The sequence below is a fragment of the Hominimerdicola alba genome (assembly GCF_900109655.1).
Taxonomy (GTDB): Bacteria; Bacillota; Clostridia; order Oscillospirales; family Ruminococcaceae; genus Hominimerdicola; species Hominimerdicola alba_B.
Genome location: NZ_FOAT01000011.1, coordinates 17,094 through 33,462, shown reverse-complemented (window position 1 = coordinate 33,462; position 16,369 = coordinate 17,094). Strand labels below are relative to the sequence as shown.

At 44.6% G+C, this 16,369-nt stretch carries 16 protein-coding genes; all 16 read right to left on the bottom strand.

Going from position 1 to position 16,369, the window contains the following annotated elements; all coding sequences use genetic code 11:
* Window positions 1-14: 14 nt before the first annotated feature.
* A complete protein-coding gene (locus tag BMY75_RS11875) occupies window positions 15-443 on the bottom strand; it encodes a hypothetical protein (protein ID WP_074834089.1) in 429 nt (142 codons plus the stop codon).
* A 90-nt stretch (window positions 444-533) separates the two neighbouring features.
* Window positions 534-1,199 carry a PAQR family membrane homeostasis protein TrhA gene (gene trhA / locus BMY75_RS11870; protein ID WP_074834088.1) on the bottom strand — a complete coding sequence of 222 codons (666 nt, stop codon included), beginning with the start codon at window positions 1,197-1,199 and terminating at the stop codon, window positions 534-536.
* Window positions 1,200-1,314: 115 nt separating this feature from the next.
* Complete coding sequence (locus BMY75_RS11865) at window positions 1,315-2,106, bottom strand: DUF2185 domain-containing protein (protein ID WP_074834087.1); 792 nt, start codon at window positions 2,104-2,106, stop codon at window positions 1,315-1,317.
* A gap of 158 nt (window positions 2,107-2,264) precedes the next feature.
* Window positions 2,265-3,155: a hypothetical protein gene (locus BMY75_RS11860; RefSeq protein WP_074834086.1), complete on the bottom strand. Its 891-nt coding sequence runs from the start codon at window positions 3,153-3,155 to the stop codon at window positions 2,265-2,267.
* A 24-nt stretch (window positions 3,156-3,179) separates the two neighbouring features.
* Complete coding sequence (locus BMY75_RS11855) at window positions 3,180-5,252, bottom strand: RNA polymerase sigma factor (protein ID WP_074834085.1); 2,073 nt, start codon at window positions 5,250-5,252, stop codon at window positions 3,180-3,182.
* Window positions 5,253-5,257: 5 nt separating this feature from the next.
* Window positions 5,258-5,422 (bottom strand): hypothetical protein, encoded by a 165-nt coding sequence (locus BMY75_RS18005; protein WP_170844291.1) that lies wholly within the window; start codon window positions 5,420-5,422, stop codon window positions 5,258-5,260.
* Between the two features lie 173 nt (window positions 5,423-5,595).
* Window positions 5,596-6,033, bottom strand: coding sequence for a hypothetical protein (locus BMY75_RS11850; RefSeq protein ID WP_074834084.1), 438 nt, complete (start codon window positions 6,031-6,033; stop codon window positions 5,596-5,598).
* A gap of 30 nt (window positions 6,034-6,063) precedes the next feature.
* Window positions 6,064-6,681, bottom strand: coding sequence for a helix-turn-helix domain-containing protein (locus tag BMY75_RS11845; RefSeq protein WP_074834083.1), 618 nt, complete (start codon window positions 6,679-6,681; stop codon window positions 6,064-6,066).
* Window positions 6,682-6,692: 11 nt separating this feature from the next.
* Window positions 6,693-7,349, bottom strand: a complete 657-nt coding sequence (locus BMY75_RS11840; protein ID WP_074834082.1) for a phosphatase PAP2 family protein — start codon at window positions 7,347-7,349, stop codon at window positions 6,693-6,695.
* Window positions 7,350-7,494: 145 nt separating this feature from the next.
* Window positions 7,495-7,902, bottom strand: coding sequence for a YjdF family protein (locus BMY75_RS11835; protein WP_074834081.1), 408 nt, complete (start codon window positions 7,900-7,902; stop codon window positions 7,495-7,497).
* Window positions 7,887-8,093, bottom strand: a complete 207-nt coding sequence (locus BMY75_RS11830; RefSeq protein ID WP_074834080.1) for a hypothetical protein — start codon at window positions 8,091-8,093, stop codon at window positions 7,887-7,889. Before BMY75_RS11830 ends, BMY75_RS11835 begins: the two co-directional genes overlap by 16 nt.
* 14 nt (window positions 8,094-8,107) lie before the next feature.
* Window positions 8,108-8,611, bottom strand: a complete 504-nt coding sequence (locus BMY75_RS11825) for a GyrI-like domain-containing protein (protein ID WP_074834079.1) — start codon at window positions 8,609-8,611, stop codon at window positions 8,108-8,110.
* A 23-nt stretch (window positions 8,612-8,634) separates the two neighbouring features.
* On the bottom strand, window positions 8,635-9,018 hold the full coding sequence (locus tag BMY75_RS11820) for a hypothetical protein (protein ID WP_074834078.1): 384 nt from the start codon (window positions 9,016-9,018) through the stop codon (window positions 8,635-8,637).
* A 6-nt stretch (window positions 9,019-9,024) separates the two neighbouring features.
* Window positions 9,025-9,618 (bottom strand): TetR/AcrR family transcriptional regulator, encoded by a 594-nt coding sequence (locus tag BMY75_RS11815; protein ID WP_074834077.1) that lies wholly within the window; start codon window positions 9,616-9,618, stop codon window positions 9,025-9,027.
* 174 nt (window positions 9,619-9,792) lie between these two features.
* Entirely contained in the window at window positions 9,793-12,633 is a 2,841-nt protein-coding gene (locus tag BMY75_RS11810; RefSeq protein ID WP_074834076.1) for an ABC transporter ATP-binding protein/permease, read from the bottom strand.
* 426 nt (window positions 12,634-13,059) lie between these two features.
* Window positions 13,060-15,705 carry a glycoside hydrolase family 48 protein gene (locus BMY75_RS11805; RefSeq protein WP_074834075.1) on the bottom strand — a complete coding sequence of 882 codons (2,646 nt, stop codon included), beginning with the start codon at window positions 15,703-15,705 and terminating at the stop codon, window positions 13,060-13,062.
* Window positions 15,706-16,369 lie beyond the last annotated feature (664 nt).

Below are 16,369 nucleotides of genomic sequence, written 5' to 3'. Positions count from 1 at the left end.
ATTATTTTTACTGTTTATCCGCCTGCTAAAAGACCATCTTCAACCTTGAATACCTTTCCGCTTTCATCATAATATATCCAATAATAATGCTCCATATGGTCAGGCATGATGGGTCCGTTATCAGTATAGATGTAGTATCCGACTTTTCCAGATATGCCTTCCTGCACCTCTCCGCGATCAAACGCTCCGTATTTACTCATTACAGAATTGATATCAGAGTTTAATATGACCCGATCATTGTATCTGTAATAAGTAGAATGTGACAGAATAAAAATAAGTGAACAAGCGAAAAGCACGATATCAGCAGATATCATAAATATGTTCTTCGCTATTGGATTATTATATTTTTGGGCTTTTATCAGTTTCACAACAAGAACTATAAAGCATATTAACATAACAGCAAGTATGGATATTTTGATCAATCCAACATACCATGGATTCATATTTTTCACTCCTTAATTTCCCAATTTGATCCGGGAACAATTATATCACATCCATACTCCCCTGTCAATGGCTAGACCCGGATAGATGTCTCATCTTCCGTTATGTATCATTATCAGCAGTATCAAAAACCAGTGGAACACGCTTCCGCCAATGGTGAAAAGATGCCATATCGAATGGAAGTAGCGCTTTTTCTTCATCACATAGAATATCACACCTATGGTGTAAAAAAGTCCGCCGATTAGCAGGAACAGCAGGGATATCTTGTTTATCGTCCTCAGCATGGGATTGATCGCAAAGACAACTGCCCAGCCCATCAGTATATAACACACAACCGAGGGCTTGCGGAATTTTTCCAGATCGATGGAATTCAGCACTATGCCGACCACCGCCGCCGCCCATATCACGCCAAAAAGCGTCCAGCCAAAAGCACCCCGCAGTGGTACCAGTGTGATGGGTGTGTAAGTTCCCGCAATCAGGAAAAATATTGTGTTGTGATCCATTATGCGGAAAAATCCCTTTGCTCTGTCATTCGTGATGGCGTGGTACAGGGTGGACATGGTGTACAAGATTATCAGCGAAGCGCCGTATATCGCACTGCTGACAACGCCCCAGGCATCGGAGTAGATCACTGCAAATACTATCAGAATCACCGTTCCCGCGATGGAAAGTCCACCGCCTACACCATGGCTGACGGAGTTGAATATCTCTTCCCCGAGGGTATATCGTTTCTGTTCCTTTTTGCTGTCAGTGCTCACATTACCGCCCCTTTCGGTCTGTTTGGTCTTAGGTATATGATAGCACCGATGCTTGAAAAAGTCAATAGTTTTTTAGACAGTTGTCAAAAAAGCTATCGATGATCCGGGCATGATTTTAGCTTTCTCTTTTCTCTATCAGGATATCTTTATCGGGGGATTCAATCTCAAACTTATCGTGATCTACGCGAATTATCAAAGTCCCGTATGGCGCGGATATCAGCTCGTTCAATGCAGGTTCAAACATCAGCACGGAACCTATCTTCCACAGTTCAAGATTATCCGCATTATTAGCATAATCCTCGGTCTCGTTGCCGACACCAAAGTACCAACCGCTGTCGCCATCTCTTGTAGGTTCATCACGGATACCAAAACATATCTTCCAGCCTTCTGCACGAACTTTTTTTGAAACTATCGCTGTCTTTTCCCAAAGCTTTCTTCGCTCGATCATGGGCATATAGTATTTTTCCGAATCAAGAAAAACTCTCACCGACTGTTCATCACAAATATCACCCTCGGGAAGATCTCTGATATCAGCATCCCATATCTTTTTTTCGTCAGCATTATCTGTCAGAAAAGCGGCTAATTCAATAAGCTGATCTGCATCTGCTTCTACAGTATAATTGATCTCTTCCGCATCAGCATGACCCTTATCCCCGAAGACATAAACGGATAATCTGCCGTCGGAATAAAGGGTCGCCTTTACTGCACCGAGATTTTCTTTGTCACCGTAGAAAATGAAAAAGCACGGAAAATGCTCGTTGACGAACCATTCGAAAGCAGTTCCGTTTTTTCCGTTCATGTAAAAAACTGCACCATCTTTTTCAAGATCAGCCGAACTTACTTCGGGTAGTTTGCTTTTCAGCGCATCGTGCATATATTTATCTACCTGTTCCAGTATCTTGTTCATATCTTTCCACCGCCGTATCATAATGTATTTTCTTGATTATATCAAAATCCATACTCCTTGTCAACAGCAAAGCCACAGCATTTTTGACTTATCATCAGAAATGCTGTGGCTAAAAATTATATTTCACCAGAACACGTTCATCGGTAATCTATCCAAATTTAGCTCCACTGATAAACATCATCAGAGCCGTAGTATATCCAGTTGTAGGTGAAGTAAACTGCTTCACCGTCGTGCATATCCAAGAAATAATATCCGATAACTGGCTTTTCACCGTAGAGGTTCACTTCGTCAAGCTCAACAAGGCAGTAGGTGCTGTCATAAGGACGTTTATCAGTTGCGGGTATAGCACAGTACGAGCCAACATTTTTTGTCATACTGTATTTGCTTACACCGTGTCCGTTGTGGAAAAGTTCATCGGTAAGGGTACAGCCCTGTGCTTCGTACATAGCGACCATGCCGTCATAATTCTGATCGGCGCAGTGGTGGCATATCCCTCCCGGGAGCCACAGATTATCATCTGTGCTACCTCCCTCACTCTTAAAGCACATTATCACAGCATCGGCAACTGTGCCGCTACCCGATACCGGTGCTGTTGCTACCATTTCCATAAAGAGATCTGTACCCTTTAAAGTCGCCTTGAGGAAACGGAAAAACTTTGTATCAGCTTCCATAGTGAGGTCGATCTCGGAGCAGTCCCATCTGTCGCCGTAGTTTTCAACGAACTCCCCTACTGTCATGTAGCCGCCCTCTTTGAAAACGTCATTTGCTATCTGGACATAGCCTGATGAAAGGGTCGCGTCCTTTATCTGCTGAGTAGGCTGAAAATCCATAGATGCGGGAGCTTCGGAAGTTTCACCGGTATCAGCGGGAGCATCTTCACTTGTTGGTGCAGGTTCGTCAGCGGTATTATTTTCAGCTTTATCCGCTGATGCTGAAGCCGCAGGATTATCGGTGGGCTTGGCGTTCTTTTTCACATTTTCTCCACAGCCTGCCATTGCAAGACATAAACATACTGCTGCTGCCACTACTGTTATTTTCTTGAAATTCATTTTTATTCCTCCGTTAAGTCAATTTCAGTTTTTTGATAAATTGTCGATAAACATATCTATCCTGTGCTTGTTATCGAACCACTTGATATCAGCCTGTTTATCGAATGATGCAGGACATGTCGTCACAGGGGCGGAGATCCCATATAATCTGGTGTGAGATTCCATGAATAATTCTTTCTCGATCTCATTCTTTCCCCTGAAATACACAAATCCTTTGTCGGTCACATTGAAAGTATCGCTTATACCGCCGTCATACTCAAAATGGCCATCAACTATCCTGTGCCGCAATTCGGTGTACTGCACAGTGTTTTCGTCTAACCTCAGGGGATTGACAGTACACACATTCTCGTTTTGTCCCGTGAATGAAAATCCGCCTACAAGTTCTGTATCCTCACGATGATTGTAATCTGCACTCGTAATAGAATCGCGCTCACCGCTGCTGTCACAGGTGACCATCTCAGCATCACTGCCTATGTGTTTTCCATCATCTGTCACCTCGATATACGATTCAAGCAGAAGTTCGGGAACACCGTCGGCATTAACATCATAAAGCCCGCAGCGGACATTGTTGTGATGGTTGGCATAAATATCGATATACTCAAAATAAGAATTCTGCCATACATTCAGGTTATCGCAGGACAGCAAAGGCGCATCTTCGGTCTTTAGTTCGTAGTTGCCACTCCAGCTGTCCAGCCATTCGGCGAAATCGCCTATCTCTTCAAAACCCATATTCTCATCCGCGATCAGTCTGTGAGTTTCGCTGTCAAAATCATATTCTTTCTTTGAGTCCTCTACACTTAATTCAGAACCGATATTGAGATCATTGTTCTCTGATGTCCTCATTACCCGACGATCCTTTTCATTGATCGAGATACACAGTAAATTATCGTCCGACGGTTCCCCAGCGCACCATATCTCAGGCACAACTTCAGGGTCTGCATGACAGATGATCGCCGAAGGTCCATAGATACACATTGTATACATAACGAAGCCTTTGGGATCATTTTCATCGCTGTAACTCGATGCGCTCTTCGTAGCCTTGCCGTATATGAACAATTCGGGACTGCCGTCACCGTCAGTATCATACATTGCGCCCATCAATTCCGACGCATCACCGTAATTCTCGGTCAGATGTTCAAGATATATTGCTTTCCAGTCAGGCTGATCGCTGATAGCATCTGACTCGGTCTTTACCAGCTGAGGTTTCTGCCTTGAATCGCTGTCTTTTCCCGAATCGGGTACTTTCTGAACTGCGGCATGAAGCTGACCACTGCGGTCTTTGTCATTCTTATCCGATCTGTTAACAGCTACAGCCACACCGCCTGCCACAACACCCGCCGCGATGACAGCCGCTGCCACTTTTGCAGCTATGCCCGATTTTACAGCCGTTGAACTATTTGCGGCTGCGGCGGCAGCTTTTGCAGCAGCCCCGGCAACGGTGGCTGTTTCCAGTTTTCCCGCATTTTCGGGTACGAACTTGATGAACGGAACAGCGCACAGAACAACTCCTGCTTTTTGCAGTTTTTCAAGATTCGCTTTCAGCTTTTTACGCGCATTGAAGAGCCTGACCTTTGCGTTGTTGGCATTTGTACCTGTTAGTTCGGCTATCTCGGCGATGCTTTTGTTCTTATAGTAAAACAGGAAGAGCGCCTCCTTGTATTCGGGGCTGAGTGCTTCAAGCTGTTCAGCTATTATCTGCTTGATGTCTTCATTTACAGCATAATCCTCGGGAAGCATCACCGTATCCTCTCGGGCTTGTTCATAGGCAAGTTCAAGTGCGCGGTCGGGGTCATCGTCCTCGGATTCGGCTGAGATATCCTGTCTGCGTGATGCTTTTTCCTTGGCTTCCCATGCCTTTCGCTTCGCTATGGTATGTAACCACGAATTGAATGACGATGGTTCTTTCAGCTGATCGATGTGTTTCATCATTTCAACAAAGGTATCAGATACAACGTCCTGCGCATCAAATTCGGTGAGCCCCTGCTTCATCACGAATTTTGTCAGGGTATCGCTGTACTCTCTGTATATCTCGTCAACTGCGGACTTATCGCCGTTTTTCGCCCTTTCAATAAGCTGTTGAATATTTAAGTCACCCATTTTCGTTACTCCTTATCATTGTATTTACCAAGCAGATCATCAAGCATACCATTTTCTGCCATATAAGCCAGGATAAGCGCGATAAGCTCATCAAGCAGAACTTCATCATCTTTTTGTTTCCATTCCAGATCTATCCCTCCTTCAATGGTATGAAAGGCTTTTTTAGCCACTCTGTATGTTAGAGGGTCTATCTCTGCAAAAGGTTAAAGCTTTTTGAAAAAAATTTTTTTATTTTTTGATTTGATGGTTTTTGCATATCCATTATACTATTATAATGCTTATCAGTCAAGATTACAGAATACAAAAAGGCAGATGCGGATCTTCCTGCATCTGCCTGAATGCGTTATCTTCTCTTATATAGAACGATCTCGGGTTCACTGCCGTCAACGCTGTATGAAGATATCAGTACGAATGAGGTATCAGCCGCCACGCCGTAACAGACTCCCATATCTGCAAATTCAATCTGGGTTCCAAGATAGATATTCTTGTCATTAAGAAGCTTCACTTTTTCACCGCTGGGCATGGTGTATTCAAGGTTGATGAAGCTTCCCGCCAGCTCGCAAAGTTCTTCCGCTTTTCCTAAGCCCTCGGCTTTCAAAAGTTCATTAATCTCCTCAAGAAGCTTAGCTTTGAAATCTTCATAGCCTTTTTTTCCACCGGCTTTTATGTACTCCGCCGCAACACATCTTCCCCCGAAAGGTGAACCGCAGGTGGCGGTACAGCCTTTACAGTTTTCCTTTATCCCACAATTTTCGCAGTTTGCTCCACAGTAGTTTTCCATATTTATCTCCTTTCTTTAGACAAACAGTTACTATTGATTCTTCTCCCGCGGCATTTTATAAAGTGATACTGCTTTCAGTGCCAGCAGAAAAAATGCCGTCACTGCAGCATAAGGCACTCTGGTCATTATAAGAAACAGCACAGCCACAACGCTCATCACTAGGGATATAGCCGTTAAAATCCGCTGTCCCTTTTCAGCTTTCAGCATATTCAGAATGATACCCGCCGATCCCGCTGATGCCAGTGAAATGAACAGTATCCAGTAAATCATAAGTATCGGCTTTTGGTGCGTACAGTGCCACAATGTCACCGAGGTGATATGATCGCTTTTTTCGCTGGGGTACAGCGGCAGAAGTATAAGCATGATGCTCATGACATCGGCTATGCCCGAAAGCAGGCGGTAAATGCTCCGCATATTTGAATCATTCTCGTCCCGCGCGGCTGTGATAAGTTCCTCGGAAGAAAGCAAGGAATCTATCGAAACAGAGAAATATCGGGATATCTCTTTGAGAGAATCTATGCTCGGGTATCCCCTGCCGGATTCCCATTTTGATATCGCAGTCCGCGAAACATACAGCTCTTTTGCAAGCTCGTCCTGCGTAAGACCCCGCTGTTTTCTCAGTTCCTGTAATTTTTCGTTGAATTCCATTTCTGCCTCCGTCAATCTTTTTCGGTCAATAAAACAGCACCGTGATACAGAAAATACAGCCCTCCGCCGAGTATCACCGAGCCGATTATATCAGTCAGCCAGTGTACCCCAGAAACAGTTCGTCCGATGACCATAAAAAGCGAGAAACCAACGGCAAATATATCTGCTGAAAGTATCAAACCTCGCCCCGAAGCTCTGCGGTGCGCCTGAAAACTCAGAGTTGGCATTACACTCAGTACCAGCAGAGTTGTGGATGATGGGTAGGAAGCTTCCATATAGCCGTTTATCGGTATGGGGCGGTAGTTTATCGGTATCATCTCGAAAATCAGATAACCGAATATCACCAGAATATAATAAACGCCCAGCAGTATGATATTAACATCGACCTTTAAAAGACTTTTTCTTTTGATAAGCTGTGTCATCCCCAGTAAACCAAAACCCATGCAGACAGCTATCGGCACAAGCCCCAGCCAATCCGTTATGGTGTATATGCTCATATGCACACCTGTGATCTCATGAAACCTGACATTCAGATCAGCAAACCCGATATCAGTCCCCTTTTGTCCCACAGGCTCAACATTGACCGTCTGTATCAGATACGTCCACAGCGCAAAGATCACCAGCATAATTACTCCCAAAATCGTCAGTTTCTTTCCATTGTTTTTCATCGCTCATTCTCCTTTATGGTATTGCCTTTCGGCTGACCTTATGTTACCATATGAGCGGAATATTGTAAAGAATCTGTCCGTCACAGCCGTGATACGATTCGTGTCATGGCGTATTTTCGGGGTTTTAGAGCCATCACGCAATTTGCTATCGACCTTTGTGTTTCTCTTTTTTCTTTTGCTGTTTCAGTTCAAAAAGGCGCTTCGCTTCCTCCTGTTTCTCCTCTCGTGTCCTGACCTTTCGCTCCAGTTTGTTCTCTTCCAGCTGTTTCTGAAGCGCCTGCTGAGACTTCGTGCCGATGCCTTTCTGCGCCATTTGCTTTCTGGCGTTCCGCTGTCTTCTTTTGGGATTATCTGCGGTCTTTCTCTTTTCAGCCTCTATCGCTTTGCTGAAAGGTAGTTCATCCCAGTGCCTCAGCGCAAATCCATATACCTCGCAGTCCGTTGGTTCAGCGCCGAAAGTCACACGACAGACAGAAAGCTTTCCGACGTCACAGCGCTCAAATACCCCGACCCAGAAAGGGTCGTCAAAATAGACCGTCAGCTTTCCTTCCATGGCTCAATAAATATGATCTTGTTTTTCATGGATATCTTTGCCACCCTGTATCCATAGGCGGTAAGCTCTTTTTTGTAATTAAGGAAAGAGTGGTCAATGGGTGTCCCGCATATCTTTTCCACCTCGTCAAAGGTGATTTCTGCAGGGGAATTATCCCTTATGTATTCCCATAGTTTTCTGTATTTGCTCATGATGCTCCCTCTTTTCAGATATCCAGCAAAGGCACCCAGATTCCGCTTTCATAATCGGGTGATTTAGGATCGCCTGCCGAATAAACTTCAATCGTGGCGGTACCGTCAGCGTGATGTTCCTTACCGTCTTTAGGGAACCACTCCTGCCATACGTAAGTGTTCAGGGCTTGCAGAGATTCTGGGATAGCGCCTTTTGTCGAGAATACCGCCCAATTGCCTTCACGGAAAGAGAAAAGCTCCAGTCCCTCGGGAACTTCTCCGCCCTTATAAAGACCCGCTATCCAGTAAGAAAAACAGTTGTCGGATTCCGCACAAATAGCATACATACCTATGCCGTTTTCAAGTATAGCCGCTTCCACGGGAGTTTCGGGCTTCATGGTCTGCCACAGTCTTGCATATTTCGCGTTGTATTCCTTGTCCCAGAACTCGGGGCACTTGGTATAGCCCTCACCGTAAGTTATCTCTGTGTGAAAGCCTATAAATGTCATTTTCTGTTTCTTTTCATAAGTTACGTTCATTGTTACACCTCTCAGTTTTCTGTTTAAGGCAGAAGCCATTCCTTCGCCTTTTCATAATCATCAAAAGTTTCCACGGCAACTCCATTTGCTTTCAAAGCTTTTATCTCTCTGCGTAACCGACTGCCCACACCGACAAAAGCTATCTTCCTGAACACTTTTCCGCTGTTTTCAAAAGCAGAAAAGATCGTTTCCGTTATTCGGTTGGTAATGTCGGTCTTATCCAGATCGATTATCATAAATGCGGAAGAAGACGGTCTTGAAAAAGCCTTTTTGTCACCGAGAAATTTTGTGATGACTTCATCTTCATACCAGCCCATGCCGTCAAGATGTTCGCACCAGATCGTACCGCCGTTATAGTTCAGTTCAAATGATTTTTTTCTTATCGCCGCCTGCTGAATACTATCCATATTCTGTCACCTTATCCCGTATGTGCTTACAAAATGCCTGCTGAATTTTTCTATCTTTGCGATGGCTTCATCCGTCTTATCGGGTTCGCGGTCACAAAGATGTATCAGCGCCGAGATAGGGGCAGTATAGGCAAAAGCCAACATTTCAGGGTCGTCACATCTCAGCAGACCTTTATCCGCCATGCCACTGAAAATATGAGCGAACATATCCGTCAGCCCGGTAAGGAAATACTTCGTCGCCAGTGCCTTTGCCCGCTCGTCGCGGTACTGCTCTATCGAAAGAAGTTTTCTCGTCATAACTACCCGCTCATCATGCACCGTAAAATCCACCATACGCATCGTCATAGCCGTCAACCCTTCAAGAGAATCGGGAACAGGCGGCAGATTATCCGCTGAGCCGAAACGCTCATCATAATAAGCTATCATCTCATCAAGCAGACTGTTCCAGATATCATCCTTGCTTTTGAAATGCTTGTACATCGATGATTTCACCAGCCCAAGCGATGCAGTAAGCTCGCGGATATTTGTACCCGCATAGCCCTTTTGCGAAAACTGCTCCAGCGCCGCTTCCAGAATTCTTTCTTTCGTATCCTTTGCCATCGTTACCTCCGATAAAACAGTGATCAATCGTTCACTTATATTATAGTGAACTATCGGTCACTTGTCAAGGGGGTATTTGAAATTTAATCCGATTTTTTTCATTACGACCAAAAAACACCGCCGATGCGCTATTCAACACATCGACGGTAAATAGTTTATAATTCCATGACTTTTTTATTCAGTCCTGAGGGCTGTAACAGGATCTTTCTTGGCAGCTTTTTTCGCAGGGATAAAGCCACCGATAAGTGTCAGCAGGATACTTAGGGCAATCAGAACAAAAGCACTCAGCACAGGCAGAGATGCATTTACATCCTCAGAATCAGCCACCGCATGGATGACCGCATTTCCGGGTATCAGTATCAGAAGTGTAAGTCCGATACCGATAAGACCTGAGCAAAGTCCGATGATAAATGTTTCAGCATTGAACACCTGAGAGATATTTCTCTTTGAAGCACCTATCGCACGAAGGATACCTATCTCCTTTGTTCTTTCAAGAACGGAGATATATGTGATAATGCCTATCATGATTGAGGATACTATCAGCGATACAGCAACAAATGCTATCAGCACATAGGATATAGTGTTTACTATCGTCGTTACCGAAGACATCAGAAGACCTACATAATCGGTATAAGTTATCTGGTCTTCATCGCTTGCCTCATTGTTGTACTCCTGGATACAACGGGCTATTTCGTCCTTTGATTCAAAATCATCTGCGTAGATATCTATAGACGAAGGCGCGTCAAGGCTTACAACACCCAGAGTCGAGAGAGTATCATCATAGTCGCCGCTGGAGATATACATATCGTAGATCATCAGCATCATATCATCATCGGGAGATTCGAGATATGCGTCAAGGAAAGCGGACATATCATTCTCGCTCATATTTTCCGGGTCAATCATCGCCGCTGAGATCGCATCCATGTCTCCGGTAGTCTCATCACCATCGGGCTGCATGAATTTTTCGTCACCGACAGGAATATCCAAGCCCTGGATACCACCGGACATTCCGGAAATAACACCCGCAAGGTCACCGATAGACATTCCGTCCATCGACATCATGGTAGAGTAAAGGCTTGCTTTTTCACTGGTGTTCAGGTTTCTGATATAAGTCTTCGCATCCTCTATCTTCTGCTTGTCATCGGAAGCCTCATAACGCATACCATTGAGAACATTTATGTCCTTGTCTGCCATCTGGGCTTTAACTATCTCGCTGTTGTTGGTATAGTCTATAAGATAATTTGTCAGCGCCGAAGTATAGCCGATAGGTGTGCCGATAAGCTGAACATCGTTATTGCCGTTTTGTTTAATAACACCGACTATCTTCAGCTTTACAGCGCTATCCAGCATAGCTTCTATTGCGGTATTGTCATTGGTGATATCATCATATGTTCCGATGTCATTCTTCACAAAGAGGTCGCACTGAGGGATAAGGTAATAATCCTTCGCACAGATATCCGCATAGTCAAGCTTTTTCACATCTATCTTGACCTCTTCGCCCTCATCGATCTGAGCCATAAGGTCTTTATATTCCTGCGTCGGAAGAATACCCAGCTTATAAAGCGCTGTGGAAGATACCTCATTGTTCTCGTCGAGCACTAGCACCACTTCATCGTAATTTTCGGGATATTTTCCATAAAGGACATCATAGTTCTCGGTTATTACATTGCTTACCTGTTCGCCGTCAGCCCCCGCGATAAGCTGTGAAAAATCAGATGAATTAGCACCACCCATCATACTCATCATGCTTCTGTTGCCAAGGAGAGTTGCCTTTGTGTCATTTAAGGTGCTTCCGTCGGTGTTGACAAACTCACCGTTATCATCATAGGTGTATACACCGAATTTTGTATCGTAGGAATAAACTATGCCGTTCTCGCCCACGTATTTATTTATCTCGCTGTCCTTGTCATCGAGATATTTCTTGAAAGCAGTCAGGTTGTTTTCGGTTATGCTCAGCTGCATTTCCGATTGTCTTTCAATGTCCGAGACGTCAGCATAAACACCGTCCATATCATGATCTTTATCATCATCTTTTCCCCTGCCCATAGGCGCCGATTCTATCACAGCGCTCATATCGAAAGTCTGAGCTTCGATGCTGATAGGATATGAAGACATTGTGCTCTTCTGCACATCGCTGATATAGTTGTTTACACCGTTTGAAAGGGATAGTATCAGCGCGATTCCGATTATACCGATCGACCCCGCAAATGCAGTTAGCAGAGTTCTTCCCTTTTTGGTTCGCAGATTGTTGAAACTCAGTCCCAGAGAAGTCAGCGGTGACATTGAAGACTTACCCATGTTCTTGTGCTGAGGGGCTGCAAGTTCTGCTTCATCAACTTCAAATGGATTTGAATCGTTGATTATCTTTCCGTCCTTCAGCTTGACTATCCTGTTGGCATATTCTTCAGCAAGCTCCGGGTTATGCGTAACCATGATAACCAGCCTGTCCTTTGCGACTTCGGCAAGCAAGTCCATTACCTGTACACTTGTTTCGGAATCCAGTGCACCTGTCGGTTCATCGGCAAGTAGGATATCGGGATCGTTGACCAGCGCTCTCGCGATAGCCACACGCTGCATCTGTCCGCCGGACATCTGATTCGGACGCTTGTGAAGCTGTTCACCCAACCCTACTTTTTCCAGTACTTCTTTCGCACGTCTCTTTCTCTCGGATTTAGATATGCCCGATATGGTCAGCGCCAGCTCAACATTTGAAAGAACTGTCTGATGCGGTATAAGATTGTAGCTCTGGAATACAAAACCGATGGTGTGATTTCGGTAGCTGTCCCAGTCCCTGTCTTTGTACTTTTTGGTAGATATACCGTTGATGATAAGATCGCCGCTGTCGTAGCGGTCTAGTCCACCGACGATATTAAGCAGGGTCGTCTTACCAGAACCCGAGGGTCCCAAAATCGCTACAAACTCATTGTCCCGAAAATTCAGGCTCACGCCGTCCAGCGCAGTCTGCTTCAGATCACCCGTGATGTACTCCTTACGGATGTCTTTGATCTTTAACATTTGCTCTCCTTCTTTCGTTGTTTTTTATCTGAAATGTCGCAGAGTTTTTTTCACCACGAAGCAGATATCCCCTGCCCTGCGGTATCTTTTTCTCCGACTTGATTATTTTAACACAGTTAGGATAATTGAAAGTTATCATCGTGTGATAGATATGTGAAATTGAATGAAAATTATATGAGATATAGAAAGCACTAATTTTCAGTATTTTTTCATATTAATGGTAATGTGAAAAAATAAGCAGTTATTATGTTAATATCAAGGTTCGTGATACAGTATTGATTAAGTTTATGAACTACGTGATTTCCTTGTCGTGAAAGTCGGGAATGATTACTAAAAATACCATTATAAATAAAGACAGAACCGAGATGACTATTGCCATCTCGGTCCTTAAATTTATGCTTTTAATGCACTAAGTTATCCTATGGATTACTTAACAGTAACAGTTATAGCATTCTTGATAGGATCAGTTGTATTCCACTTACCGTTAACTCTTGCAGCAACAGCAACCTTGTAGGTCATGCCGGGAGTCAGGTTCTTAGGAGTTACATAGCTGTTTGTAGTGATGTTGGAAGTCTGAACTCTCCACTTACCAGCCAGGTATACAGCGATGCCATATCTGTCAGCGCCCTGTACCTTGTCCCATACGAACTGGATCTGATGATACTGAGTATTGTAATTAGCCTTAACGTTCTTAGGATAATCACCGGAAGAAGATCCGCCCTTAGAAGGCATCTTATCAGGCTCCAGCTGAGGATACAGTGTAGCCATAACACCCATAGCCATCATATCGTCGCCTGCGTGCCAGAATCTGTGGTAGTTGAGGTCAACGTTTGCAACGGTCTTGAACTTCTCAAGCTCTGCCTGACCTTCAGGATCGGATGCAGAATACTTGTTGCTCCACTTAGCGCCGTTAGCAACGTCCTGCTTGTAAGCTGATCTGAGCTTCTCAACAAGAGCAAGACACTCGGAAGAAGTCTGAGCACCTGCGCACTTGCCGCCGGTGTACATAGAACGGATGCTCTCGAATGTAGCACCATTCTTCAGACTGTCGCCGTTAGGCATTGTGCCATTGTAGCTCTCGGGGATATATACGGTCTGGCTGAAGAAACGAGCCAGAGAACCATTGTGCTCAGTTCTGGACATACCGATATCGTCACGACCAAGCTTCCAAGAACGGTCAATGAGCATCTTAGCCAGGAACAGAGAAGCAGTAGGCAGAGAAGAATCCTTAGCTGTGTAGGTCTTTGTGCCCTTCGAAACATTTTTAGCTCCATCGATTTTGAAGTTGAAGGATCCACCAACATCGCTGTAAGTCATACCAGCAATATCGTCATACTTAACGCCCTTAGCCTTAGCATAGTAAGTCAGAGTGTTTGCAAGAGAGTTTATGCAGCCGAGGTCAGTGTTGCCGTAGCCGGTGATCTTGCAGGTAAGGCCGCTGTTGCTTGTAGCAGAGCCGTTCCATGTATCAGGCGCACCGCTCCAATCCAGGTTGGAAGGCATATAGAAGTCGCCATCAGATGTGAGGACGGTGTTGTTAACGAACCATGCGCACCACTTGTCAAGGATCTGCTCCAGAGCAGCTTCCATGGACATTCCGCCGGGTCTAACGTTAACAGAGCTAGAGGGGTTAGTCTTAACCCAGTAATACAGCTCAGCAAGTCTCTGTACTGCCCATACCTGGTTACCAGTCCAGTGGTTGGAACCGGGGTCAGCATATACAGGATGCTCAACGTACATCATACCATAGAAGGTAGGTACGCCGGAAGGATATGCAAGGTAACGGCCCTTGTAAGAGTTGGTAGCACCACCAGCGATAGGACCATTAGAGGACTGCAGCCACAGATAGAATTCCAGCTGTCTCTCCAGAGACTTGGTGTAATCCTGCTTAGCACCGTCAGCCTTCATGTTCATGCTTGTCAGCAGGCCGTAAGCAGCCAGGGGGTTCTGATAGAACTCGTGAGCGTGCGAGCAGCCGATCTGCCAGCACCAATCCTGACCTGTGCTCTTGAGAGCTCCGCCCCAAGAAGTGTACCAGTTCATCAGATAGTGCTTGGACTTGTCACCAGCATTGCCGTTGGACCAAGAAGTGTTAGTGGAGATCTCCTGATAGTACTTATCGTACATATTGTTACGGAGTTCGTCACCCATCTCGGAAGCCTTAGCAGTGATAGAAGAATCAGCAACGTTCCACTTGATAGCATCATATACACCCTGGATAGCTCTGTCTTCTGCGTCAGGAGCGTTGGTGTAAGCCCACTGATTTGTAACCTGGCTGTCCTTGTTGAAGATACCCTTGATACCCTGCTGAGAGTTACCATACTTCTTCTCTTCAACGCAGGGGAAAGGAACTGTTTCCCAACAAGACTCCTGCTCACCACGCTGGAATGTGTTGATGAAAGTGAACTCTGTGCCCTCGCCGAAACCATACCAGTTGTCAACGTCAGCCAGCCAGTGCATCAGATACAGACCGCCATTGCCGTCCTTACCCTGATATACGCTTGTGAACTTGTTGAAGATAGGGTTGGAAGCAGTCTTATCAGGCTCACCTGCCCAAGAGTTGGGGCACTGATCGGGAGTATCATACTCACCGCAGTACTGAGCGCTTACGCTGCTTGCATTCCAGAAGCTGTCCTGAACATCAGGGATCATGTTTTCCATGGTCTTCCAAGCCTTAGCAAGGTCATTTGTGGAAGCGCCGGAGAACTTCTCACCGGAGTTCTTAACGATGTTGTCGTGCATTGCTGCTACCCATACCAGATAGGACATAGCCTCGGAAGTTGTCTCGTGGCCGTAGTCAGGAGCCTCAACGATCAGTTCTTCCTTGGAGTGGTAAGGAATGCCGAAAGAATTGGAACTTGCGCCATTCTTCGACAGATAGCCGTTCTGCTGTCCGTTGGTGATTACATCATCATACATGGACATGAAACGCTGTGCATAAGTCTTGTCGCCATACTTGTTAGCCTTAGTTCTTGCTGCAGATGCAGGAACTACAGTTGCTGCGATGACATTTGTTGTCATTGCTGCTGTAAGAATACTAGCAACAACAGCCTTTGTTTTCTTAGGAAGCATTTAATATTCCCCTCTCGTAGATAGTTGTGCCGGCAGTGTCTGCCGAGCATTGTTTGCAGGTCTTGCCTGCGCCATTCTTTACGGTAACAGTGGTACTGACCATTGTTAACCTCCATAAACAGTTAACCAGAAAAACTTTAACACCCGTGTGTTTCTGCTGCCCACAAAAGCCACACAATTATATCACTGTTTCCACAAATTATTATACACGTTTTTTTTTATTTTTCAAGCTTTTTACTGCACTTAATCGATTAAAAACTTTATTTTCAGCGGTTTGCCTACCTAAAATAAACGGCATTTGTCTATTTTATCTAATATCTTCACTTTTCAATCTTTTTGGGGCACTTAATCGTTTACTAACAATTTTTCGGCGCTTTTAACAGCCAGTGCGAATATTAATTATTTATTTTATCTGACAATTTCCACAGAGTTTGAAATAATAGTTAATTCGATATGTCTAATTTTCGATAAAGTCAACTTTTATGAAGAATTTGAAAACAATACAAATCTGAGTACACTCTTCCTACTTTTTTTCGGCTCTGTCGGATAGGTTTATTAATTCTTACCAAGTGTTATTGAAATGTACATATTCTGTACATTTCAAGTCCATCTTTATGTAGGATAATACTAATTAACGTGTGTTCGTGTAAAAAGGTGTACAGCG

What these genes read in the sequence shown, in the direction of transcription:
- BMY75_RS11875 (WP_074834089.1), bottom strand. Translation starts at nt 443, where the DNA reads ATGAATCCATGGTATGTTGGATTGATCAAAATATCCATACTTGCTGTT.
- BMY75_RS11865 (WP_074834087.1), bottom strand. Translation starts at nt 2,106, where the DNA reads ATGAACAAGATACTGGAACAGGTAGATAAATATATGCACGATGCGCTG.
- BMY75_RS11860 (WP_074834086.1), bottom strand. Translation starts at nt 3,155, where the DNA reads ATGAATTTCAAGAAAATAACAGTAGTGGCAGCAGCAGTATGTTTATGT.
- BMY75_RS11855 (WP_074834085.1), bottom strand. Translation starts at nt 5,252, where the DNA reads ATGGGTGACTTAAATATTCAACAGCTTATTGAAAGGGCGAAAAACGGC.
- BMY75_RS11850 (WP_074834084.1), bottom strand. Translation starts at nt 6,033, where the DNA reads ATGGAAAACTACTGTGGAGCAAACTGCGAAAATTGTGGGATAAAGGAA.
- BMY75_RS11845 (WP_074834083.1), bottom strand. Translation starts at nt 6,681, where the DNA reads ATGGAATTCAACGAAAAATTACAGGAACTGAGAAAACAGCGGGGTCTT.
- BMY75_RS11840 (WP_074834082.1), bottom strand. Translation starts at nt 7,349, where the DNA reads ATGAAAAACAATGGAAAGAAACTGACGATTTTGGGAGTAATTATGCTG.
- BMY75_RS11835 (WP_074834081.1), bottom strand. Translation starts at nt 7,902, where the DNA reads ATGGAAGGAAAGCTGACGGTCTATTTTGACGACCCTTTCTGGGTCGGG.
- BMY75_RS11830 (WP_074834080.1), bottom strand. Translation starts at nt 8,093, where the DNA reads ATGAGCAAATACAGAAAACTATGGGAATACATAAGGGATAATTCCCCT.
- BMY75_RS11825 (WP_074834079.1), bottom strand. Translation starts at nt 8,611, where the DNA reads ATGAACGTAACTTATGAAAAGAAACAGAAAATGACATTTATAGGCTTT.
- BMY75_RS11820 (WP_074834078.1), bottom strand. Translation starts at nt 9,018, where the DNA reads ATGGATAGTATTCAGCAGGCGGCGATAAGAAAAAAATCATTTGAACTG.
- BMY75_RS11815 (WP_074834077.1), bottom strand. Translation starts at nt 9,618, where the DNA reads ATGGCAAAGGATACGAAAGAAAGAATTCTGGAAGCGGCGCTGGAGCAG.
- BMY75_RS11810 (WP_074834076.1), bottom strand. Translation starts at nt 12,633, where the DNA reads ATGTTAAAGATCAAAGACATCCGTAAGGAGTACATCACGGGTGATCTG.
- BMY75_RS11805 (WP_074834075.1), bottom strand. Translation starts at nt 15,705, where the DNA reads ATGCTTCCTAAGAAAACAAAGGCTGTTGTTGCTAGTATTCTTACAGCA.